General features: G+C 71.1%; 8 protein-coding genes. 3 read left to right on the forward strand and 5 right to left on the reverse strand.

Annotation, left to right across the window (positions count from 1 at the left end; all coding sequences use genetic code 11):
- Window positions 1–12: 12 nt before the first annotated feature.
- Entirely contained in the window at window positions 13–696 is a 684-nt protein-coding gene (locus V6U90_RS02255) for a lysophospholipid acyltransferase family protein (protein ID WP_334430834.1), read from the reverse strand.
- A gap of 247 nt (window positions 697–943) precedes the next feature.
- Between V6U90_RS02255 and V6U90_RS02260 the strand changes: the two genes are divergently transcribed.
- Window positions 944–1,384, forward strand: a complete 441-nt coding sequence (locus tag V6U90_RS02260) for a carboxymuconolactone decarboxylase family protein (protein WP_334430835.1) — start codon at window positions 944–946, stop codon at window positions 1,382–1,384.
- Window positions 1,385–1,442: 58 nt separating this feature from the next.
- Here the strand turns inward: V6U90_RS02260 and ndk are convergent, their stop codons facing one another.
- Window positions 1,443–1,868, reverse strand: a complete 426-nt coding sequence (gene ndk / locus V6U90_RS02265; RefSeq protein WP_334430836.1) for a nucleoside-diphosphate kinase — start codon at window positions 1,866–1,868, stop codon at window positions 1,443–1,445.
- Window positions 1,869–2,037: 169 nt separating this feature from the next.
- Between ndk and V6U90_RS02270 the strand changes: the two genes are divergently transcribed.
- The gene (locus V6U90_RS02270) at window positions 2,038–3,390 is read left to right on the forward strand and encodes a VOC family protein (RefSeq protein ID WP_334430837.1); all 1,353 of its coding nucleotides are present in this window, start codon (window positions 2,038–2,040) and stop codon (window positions 3,388–3,390) included.
- A gap of 68 nt (window positions 3,391–3,458) precedes the next feature.
- Here the strand turns inward: V6U90_RS02270 and V6U90_RS02275 are convergent, their stop codons facing one another.
- Genes V6U90_RS02275 through V6U90_RS02285 form a run of 3 tightly spaced genes read right to left on the reverse strand, consistent with a single transcriptional unit; the run spans window position 3,459 to window position 7,785 of the window.
- Window positions 3,459–3,806, reverse strand: coding sequence for a DUF4233 domain-containing protein (locus V6U90_RS02275; protein WP_442933500.1), 348 nt, complete (start codon window positions 3,804–3,806; stop codon window positions 3,459–3,461).
- 29 nt (window positions 3,807–3,835) lie between these two features.
- Window positions 3,836–5,170, reverse strand: coding sequence for a bifunctional folylpolyglutamate synthase/dihydrofolate synthase (locus tag V6U90_RS02280; protein ID WP_334430839.1), 1,335 nt, complete (start codon window positions 5,168–5,170; stop codon window positions 3,836–3,838).
- Window positions 5,167–7,785, reverse strand: a complete 2,619-nt coding sequence (locus V6U90_RS02285) for a valine--tRNA ligase (RefSeq protein WP_334430840.1) — start codon at window positions 7,783–7,785, stop codon at window positions 5,167–5,169. Before V6U90_RS02285 ends, V6U90_RS02280 begins: the two co-directional genes overlap by 4 nt.
- A 69-nt stretch (window positions 7,786–7,854) precedes the next feature.
- Here V6U90_RS02285 and V6U90_RS02290 point away from each other — a divergent pair, with 69 nt between their 5' ends.
- Complete coding sequence (locus V6U90_RS02290; RefSeq protein WP_334430842.1) at window positions 7,855–8,538, forward strand: hypothetical protein; 684 nt, start codon at window positions 7,855–7,857, stop codon at window positions 8,536–8,538.
- Window positions 8,539–8,816: the final 278 nt, after the last annotated feature.

An 8,816-nucleotide genomic window follows, 5' to 3' on the forward strand; every position in this document is an offset into this window, starting at 1 on the left:
CGCCCTGACCGGTCAGCCCTGCGGGGTCGGCGCGGTCTTCGAGGGCGCGTACCTCGGCACGTACTCCTGCCCGGTCAGCCGCTGGATCTCACTCATGATCTCGTCGGTGATCTCCCGCAACGACGTCCGGTCGTCCGACCGCCCGGTGAACTCCAGCGGCTTACCGAACCGGACGGTGACCCGTCCGGCACCGAGCCGCGGCACCCGGGCACCGATCGGCTGCACCCGGTCGGTGCCGATCATGCCGACCGGGATGACCGGTACCCCGGCCGCCAGGGCCAGCCGGGCGGCTCCGGTCCGGCCCCGGTAGAGCCGTCCATCCGGGGAGCGGGTCCCCTCCGGGTAGACCGCGACCAGCTCGCCGGCCCGTAGCGCCGGGATCGCCGCGTCGAAGGCGGAGAGCGCGGCCCGACCGCCGGCCCGCTCGACCGGGATGGCTCCGAGGCCACCGATCACCGTCTTGGTCAGCCAGCCCCGGAACCCGGTACCGGTGAAGTACTCCGACTTGGCCCAGAAGGCGATGTGCCGGGGTACCACCGCACCGAGGAAGAGTTCGTCGGCAACCGAGAGGTGGTTGCCGGCGAAGATCGCGCCGCCGGTCTCCGGTACGTTCTCCAGCCCTTCCACGGTCGGGCGCCAGCCGAGTCGCATGCCGTTGCCCACGGTGAGCTTGCCGATGGTGTAGAGCAGCGGCACGGGTCCTCCGGCGGTCGTGCTGATGGAGCGGGCGGTCTCACGTTACCCACCCCCTCGGGCGGCTGGAACGGTGACCCGCTGCTGACCCGGATGGTGGATGGCACCGTCCTGAGCAGCGTCGACACGGCAACCCGGCAGCTCCGGGCGCGGTCGGTACGCCTGCGACCGTCGTCACAGCCGGGACCGGTCACACCACCGCCACGAGCCCCGTCCTGACGGTGACTGACTCACCACAGGGAGGTACTCCATGCGACGGATGAACCTGGCCGAGGTGGCCCCGGAGGCATACCGCGTCGTACGCGGGCTGGAAGGCTACATCCGGGCCAACATCGACCATCGGCTGCTCGAACTGGTGAAGGTGCGGGCCTCGGTCCTCAACGGCTGCGCGTTCTGCATCGACATGCACACCCGGGACGCTCTCGCGGCCGGCGAGACCAGCCAGCGGCTCTTCGCCGTCGCGGCGTGGCGGGAGGCGCCCTTCTTCGACGAACGGGAACGCGCGACCCTCGCCCTCACCGACGCCGTCACCCGGCTCGGCGAGCACGGCGTACCGGACGACGTCTGGGACGCCGCAGCGAAGCACTGGTCGGAGAAGGAACTGGCCGACCTGGTGGTGGCGATCGCCACCATCAACGTGTGGAACCGGATCGCGGTGAGCACCCGGATGCAGCCGCCGGTCCAGGAATGACCGGCAGCCGGGCAGCCGCACCTGCGGTGGCTGCCCGGCCCCGTTCACGCCATTCGGTTCAGTCCAGCTCGGGGAACCAGAGGGCGATCTCCCGCTTGGCGCTGTCCACCGAGTCGGAGGCGTGCACCAGGTTCTCCCGGTTCGACAGGGACAGGTCACCCCGGATGGTCCCGGCGGCGGCCTTCCGCCCGTCGGTCGCCCCGACCAGACCACGGACCACGTCGATGACCTGGTCGCCGGAGAGCACCAGGGCGACCAGCGCACCACCGGTCATGAAGTCCTTCAACGGCGGGTAGAACGCCTTGTCCACGTGCTCGGCGTAGTGCTCGTCGGCGAGCTGCGCGTCCATCATCCGGGACACCATCGCGTCGATCCGCAGACCCTTGCGCTCGAAGCGGCCGATGATCTCGCCCACCAGGCCCCGCCGGACCGCGTCGGGCTTGATCAGTACGAGCGTGCGCTCGTCCGGGTTGCTGCTGGACACGCTGGTTCCTCCTGGGAGCGGTACGGCCTCTGGCTGGGTACGGTCAGCCTAGCGAGCCACCCCCGGCGCCGCTGCGCCGGCCGGGCGGATCGGTCCCGCATGCCCCGGCGGAGTCTTCCCCTGCATGGCGGGTCCGGCCTAGCCTGGCCTTAACCCAGGGAGGTCCACTGTGGCGAATGCCCAACGACCGGTCGCACCCGCGCGTAAGCTGCTCGCCGCGCTGCTCGGCACCGTGGCCACCTTCATCACCCTGTTCGGGTTGGGCATGACCAGCTGGGCGATCGTCGCCCTCGGGGTCGCCCTGGTGGCACTGTCGATCGCGCTGGGCACCGTCCGCAGCGGCGGACGGGCCTGGGTGATCGGTTCCGCCCACGTGCAGAGCGTCTCCGAGCCACCCGCGTCGTACGCGTTCGGCCGCTGCGAGTTGCAGATCGTGATCGACGCACCCGGGCTGCCACCCCGCTCCAAGAAGCTCATCGAGCCCCGGGTGCCGGTGGCGAAGTGGCCGGTGCCGGGGCAGACCCTGCCGGTCCGGGTGGCCATCGACGACCAGCGGCGGGTACGCATCCTCTGGGACGAGGTCCCCACGCACGCCGAGGCGGCTGCCGCCGCAGCCGCCGCCGGCCTGCCTCCCGAGTTCGACGAGCCCGCACCCCTCGACGAGGTGCTGATCGGTCAGGACGCCCCGCCGTGGGCCCGCCGGGAGCAGGACCCGCCACCGTGGACCACCCGGTCGACCGACGACGATCTCCTGCCGCCCATCGGTGACCCGGTCCCGACCGGTCCGGTCGACGACCTGGACGGGCTGCCGGACGACCGGGAACCGGTGGTGGTCCGGCACACTCCGGGCGGTCTGGTCGTCCTGGAGGGCACCCTGGTCGAGGCACCACCTGCCGCGCCGCTGCCCCGCCGTCCGGCCGCCGCGCCGACGGTCCCCCCCGCCCGGATCGATCCGGAGGTCGAGGCGACGGTAAATGTCACCACCGTGTCTGCGGACCCGGTGGACGGGCCGCTCCTTCCGCCAACCGGCGGCGACGAGCGGGACGAGCTGGTCGACCTGCCCCTCGACGACCTGCCGACCGGCGGGGACGGCGACCTGGTCGACCCCGCCCTATACCCCGCCGAACCGGCCACCGGCAGCGGGGCACCGATCAGTGGCGTCGGGATCACGCTGCTCGTCACCGATCTGCTCCGGTCGGTTGCCTTCTACACCGACACCCTCGGCTTCCTGGAGATCGACGGCGGCGACGGCAACGCGGTCCTCGCCTCCGGCAGCACCCGGCTCGTGCTCCGGGAGATCGCCGAGGCGGCCCCGATCAACCGCCGGCTGGTGCACCTCAACCTGGAGGTACCGGACATCGACGCCGCCCACGAACGGCTACGGGATGCCGGGGTGCGGTTCACCTACGCCCCCCGGGTGGTCAACCGGGGTACCCGGCTGGAGCTGTGGGCGGCGGCGTTCCGCGACCCGGACGGGCACGGCATCGCCCTGACCCAGTGGCGGGACCGCACCATCCACTGACCCGAGACGCCGATCGGGCCGGTGGGACATGTCCCACCGGCCCGATCGGCGTCCGTCGACCGACGCGCTCAGCCCAGGATCGCCCGCCGCACGTGCAGCACGTACGCCCAGACCAGCGCGAAGATCACCCCGAGCGCGAAAAGCGACCAGTGCAGGAAGCCGGCGAGCATCAGCAGCCCCTGGAGCACCGTACCGGCGTGCCACGCCCAGCCCCGATCGAGCAGCCGGGAGAGCACCACGGCGAGCACCGCCAGGGCGACGATCACCCCGATCGTGGTACCGGTCAACTCGCCGCCGAGTACCCGGATCGGCTGGATCGCCAGCAGCAGCACCAGCGTCTCCAGGATCAGCGTCCCGGCACCGAGCCCTTTCACCGCCCGCCCCGGGTTCCGCAGGCCGGACGGGCGGCCCTGCACCGGTCCGCCCGCTCCCTGCTCCGGCCCGGTCACTTCTTCAGCAGCCGACGGGCGTCGGCGACCGTTACCACCGAACCGGTGATCAGCACGCCCACCCCGCTCAACTCGCCCGGTACGTCCGACTCCGCCAGGGCCACCGCCGCCTCGATCGCGTCCGGCATATCGGCGGCCACCTCGACCCGGTCCGGACCGAAGACCTCGGCGGCCAGCCGGCCCAGTTCGTCGGCGGGCATCGCCCGCGGTGAGCTGTTCCGGGTCACCACCACCGCGTCGACCACCGGTTCGAGCAACTCCAGCAGACTCGGCGCGTCCTTGTCGGCCAGTACGCCGACCACCGCGACCAGCCGGCTGAACGCGAACTCCTCCTGCAACGCGGTGACCGTGGCGGCCATCCCGTGCGGGTTGTGCGCCCCGTCGAGCAGTACCGTCGGCGCGGTCCGGACCTTCTCCAGTCGCCCCGGCGAACTGGCCGAGGCGAAACCCTCCCGGACCGCCTCGACGTCGAGCTGCCGGTTCGCCCCGGCGCCGAGGAACGCCTCGACCGCGGCGAGCGCCACGGCGGCGTTCTGCGCCTGGTGTGCCCCGTGCAGCGGGAGGAACACCTCGTCGTAGACCCCACCGAGACCCTGCAACGTGAGCACCTGACCGCCGACCGCCACCGACCGGCGCAGTACCCCGAACTCCACGCCCTCCCGGGCGATGGTGGCCCCCACCTCGGCGCAGCGTTCCAGGATCGGCCGGGCGGCCTCCTCCTCCTGCGCGGCGGCGATCACCGTCGCCCCCTTGTGGATGATCCCCGCCTTGGCCAGCGCGATGTCCTCGATCCGGTCACCGAGCCACTCGGTGTGGTCGAGCCCGATCGGAGTCAGTACGCACACCCCGGCGTGCAGAACGTTGGTGGCGTCCTCCGCACCGCCGAGCCCGACCTCGACCACCGCCACGTCCACCGGCGCGTCGGCGAACGTGGCGAAGGCCAACGCGGTGGTCATGTCGAAGTACGTCAACGGTTCGTCGGCCCGTTGGTCGATCAGCTCGGCCAGCGGCGCCACCTCCCGGTACGTGTTGACGAACCGCTCCTCGCTGACCGGCTCGCCGTCCAGGCTGATCCGCTCCCGGACGGTCTCCAGGTGCGGGCTGGTGTACCGCCCGGTGTGCAACCCGAACGCCCGCAGCAACGAGTCGATCATCCGGGCCGTGGAGGTCTTGCCGTTCGTGCCGGTCAGGTGGATCGATGGGTACGCCCGCTGCGGGCTGCCGAGCAGGTCGAGCAGGTCGGAGATCCGGTCCAGGTCGAAGACCATCCGGGTGAAGCCGCGCCCGGACAGCGCGGCGTCCACCTCGGCGGAATCAGTACGGGCGGTCACGAGGGCAGCGCCTCCAGAGCGGTGGTGATCCGGGCGAGGTCTGCCTCGGCGGTGGCCAGCCGTTCCCGGATCTTGGCGACCACCGGTTCGGGTGCCTTGCCGAGGAAGGCCGGGTTGTCGAGCTTCGCGCGGGCCTGGGCGGCTTCCTTCTCGGCCGCCGCCCGGTCCTTGGTGAGCCGGGCGCGTTCGGCCGCCACGTCGATCGAGCCCCGGGTGTCCAGTGCCACACGCACCGCACCGGCGACCGCGAGGGTCGCGCTGGCCTGGAACTCCGCACCCGCCTCGTCGAGGCGGACCAGCGACCGGATCAGCGGCTCGTGTGCGGCGATCCCCGCCCCGTCCAGCCCGTCGAGCCGGGCGACGACCCGCTGGGCCGGCCGCAGCCCCTGGTCGGACCGGAACCGGCGGATCTCGGTCACCACGGTCTGGAGGGTCGCGATCTCCGTCTCGGCGGCGCTGTCGGCCTGCTCCCCGGCCACCGTCGGCCAGGCCGCGGTCAGCACGGTGTCCTGGCCGGTGAGCGCCGTCCAGAGTTCCTCGGTGACGAAGGGGATGACCGGGTGCAGCAGGCGCAGCAACTGGTCCAGCACGTGCCCGAGCACCCGACGGGACACCTCGGCCCGCTCGCCGCCGGCAGCCAGCACCGGCTTGGACAGCTCCACGTACCAGTCGCAGACGTCGTCCCAGGCGAAGTGGTACAGGACGTCACAGACCTTCGCGAACTCGTACGCCTCGAACTGCTCGTTGACCTCGGCGACCGTGGTCGCGAGCCGGGACAGGATCCACCGGTCGACGGTGGAGAGCTGGTCACCGGTCGGCACCGGGCCGTCGCAGTGCGCGCCGTTCATCAGGGCGAACCGGGTGGCGTTCCAGAGCTTGTTGCAGAAGTTCCGCGAGCCCTGACACCACTCCTCGCTCACCGGCACGTCCTGGCCGGGGTTCGCGCCCCGGGCCAGGGTGAACCGGGTCGCGTCCGCACCGAACCGGTCGATCCAGTCGAGCGGGTCGACCACGTTGCCGAACGACTTCGACATCTTCTTGCCGAACTGGTCCCGGACCATGCCGTGCAACGCGATCACGTCGAACGGCGGCCGGCCGTCCATCGCGTAGAGGCCGAACATCATCATCCGGGCGACCCAGAAGAACAGGATGTCGTACCCGGTGACCAGCACGCTGGTCGGATAGAACTTCGCCAGGTCGGCGGTCCGCTCCGGCCAGCCGAGCGTGGAGAACGGCCACAGCCCGCTGGAGAACCAGGTGTCCAGCACATCCTCGTCCTGGTACCAGCCGTCGCCGGTCGGCGGCTTTTCGTCCGGCCCGACGCAGACCACCTCGCCGTCCGGGCCGTACCAGACCGGGATCCGGTGCCCCCACCAGAGCTGGCGGGAGATGCACCAGTCGTGCATGTTGTCGACCCAGGCGAAGTAACGCTTGGCCATGTCGGCCGGCTCGATCCGCACCCGACCGTCCCGCACCGCGTCGCCGGCCGCCTTGGCCAGCGGGCTGGTGTTGACGAACCACTGGAGCGACAGCCGGGGCTCCACCGTCGTCCGGCACCGCGAGCAGTGCCCGACCGCATGCACGTACGGCCGCCTCTCGGCCACGACCCGGCCCTGCTCGCGCAGCGCGGCGACGATCGCCGGGCGAGCCTCGAACCGGTCCAGACCCTCGAACGGCCCGTGGGCGGTGATCACACCACGTTCGTCCATGATCGTCAGCGAGGGCAGGTTGTGCCGCTGGCCGATCTCGAAGTCGTTCGGGTCGTGCGCCGGGGTCACCTTCACCATGCCGGTCCCGAACGACGGGTCGACGTGCTCGTCGCCGACGATCGGGATCCGCCGGCCGGTGAGTGGCACCTCGACCTCGGTGCCGATCAGGTGCCGGTACCGCTCGTCGTCCGGGTGCACGGCCACCGCCGTGTCACCGAGCATGGTCTCCGCCCGGGTGGTCGCCACCACCACGTCGTCGCTGTACCGGATGGAGACCAGCTCACCGTCGTCGTCGGTGTGTTCCACCTCGATGTCGGACAGCGCGGTCAGGCAGCGGGGACACCAGTTGATGATGCGCTCGGCCCGGTAGATCAGGCCGTCGTCGTAGAGCTTCTTGAACATGGTCTGCACGGCCCGGGAGAGGCCCTCGTCCATGGTGAAGCGCTCGCGGTCCCAGTCGACCGAGTCACCCAGCCGGCGCATCTGGCCGAGGATCTTGCCGCCGGACTCGGCCTTCCACTGCCAGACCCGCTCGACGAAGCGCTCCCGGCCCAGGTCATGCCGGGACAGGCCCTCCCCAGCGAGCTGCCGCTCGACCAGGTTCTGGGTGGCGATGCCGGCGTGGTCCATGCCGGGCAGCCAGAGCGCCTCGTACCCCTGCATCCGCTTGCGGCGGGTCAGGGCGTCCATCAGGGTGTGCTCGAACGCGTGCCCCATGTGCAGCGAACCGGTCACGTTCGGCGGGGGGATCACGATGGTGAACGGGGGCTTCTCACTGTCGGTGGAAGCCCGGAAGTATCCGGCGGCTACCCAGTGCTCGTACCGTCGCTGCTCGACTTCGCCCGGCTGGTACTGGGCGGACAGGGTCGGGGCATCGGTGCGATGGGCATCCAGTCTCTCGGTCACCCACAAAGTCTACGGAGCGGTTCGGTGGACCTGACGTGCGCCACCTCCTGTTCGCGTACGGTGGCGGCTATGTCCGATGCGCATCTTTCCGCCCGGCACCCGCTGGACGAACCGCAGCCGGTCGAACTGGCCCCGGAACCGATCCCGTTGGGCTATCCGGATCCGGCGGAGGACCGTCGCCGGGGTACCCCGGCAGGGCGGCGGAAGCGGATCCTGCTCGGCGCGGTGCTCCTGGTCAGCCTCGCCGGCCTCACCGCGGGCGGCCTCGCCGGCTGGCGGGTGGTCAGCCAGAAGGACGCCGTGCTGGAGGTACCGGCCGACGCCGGCGGCCTACGCCGGGACGACAGCCAACGCGCACTGGCCACCGCCGAGTACCTGCGCAGCGGCTTCGCGGCCGACATCGAGCTGGACCGCAGCATCGGCGCGGTCTACCAGGACCCGGCCGACCCGAAACGCTCCGTCCTGGTGTTCGGCGGCACCACGCTGCTCTGGCAGCCGGAGCGCGACCTGGACAGCCTCTTCACCCTGATGTCCGACGAGACCGGCAAGGTCACCAGCATCCGTGACGTACCCGCCGGCGACCTGGGCGGCGTGATGAAGTGCGGCCGTACCACCGACGCGGAGGGCAGCTTCGCGGTGTGCGGCTGGGCCGACCACGGCAGCGTCGTGATGGCGATGTTCGCCAACCGGGACGCGGACAGTTCCGCCGCCCTGTTGCGTCAACTCCGCCAGGACATGCAGACCCGGCGCTAAAAGCAACGGGAGGGCAAGGCTCCCCAGCACGGTCCGAGGAGACCCTGGCGTCCGGCTGCCGTCGAACCGAACTGCGTCGAACCGGCCTGCGGCGGCAACCGGGGGCACACCTGGTCCGCGATGCCCCCGGACGCTGCGGCCCGGAACGAATTGCTCACACAACGACAGATACACGTGTGGGCCATCCCTTACGGGATGGCCCACACCTGTAAAGTTGTCCGGCGGCGTCCTACTCTCCCACACCCTCCCGAGTGCAGTACCATCGGCGCTGGAAGGCT

This window comes from Micromonospora sp. CPCC 206060 (assembly GCF_036906895.1).
Classification (GTDB): domain Bacteria; phylum Actinomycetota; class Actinomycetes; order Mycobacteriales; family Micromonosporaceae; genus Micromonospora.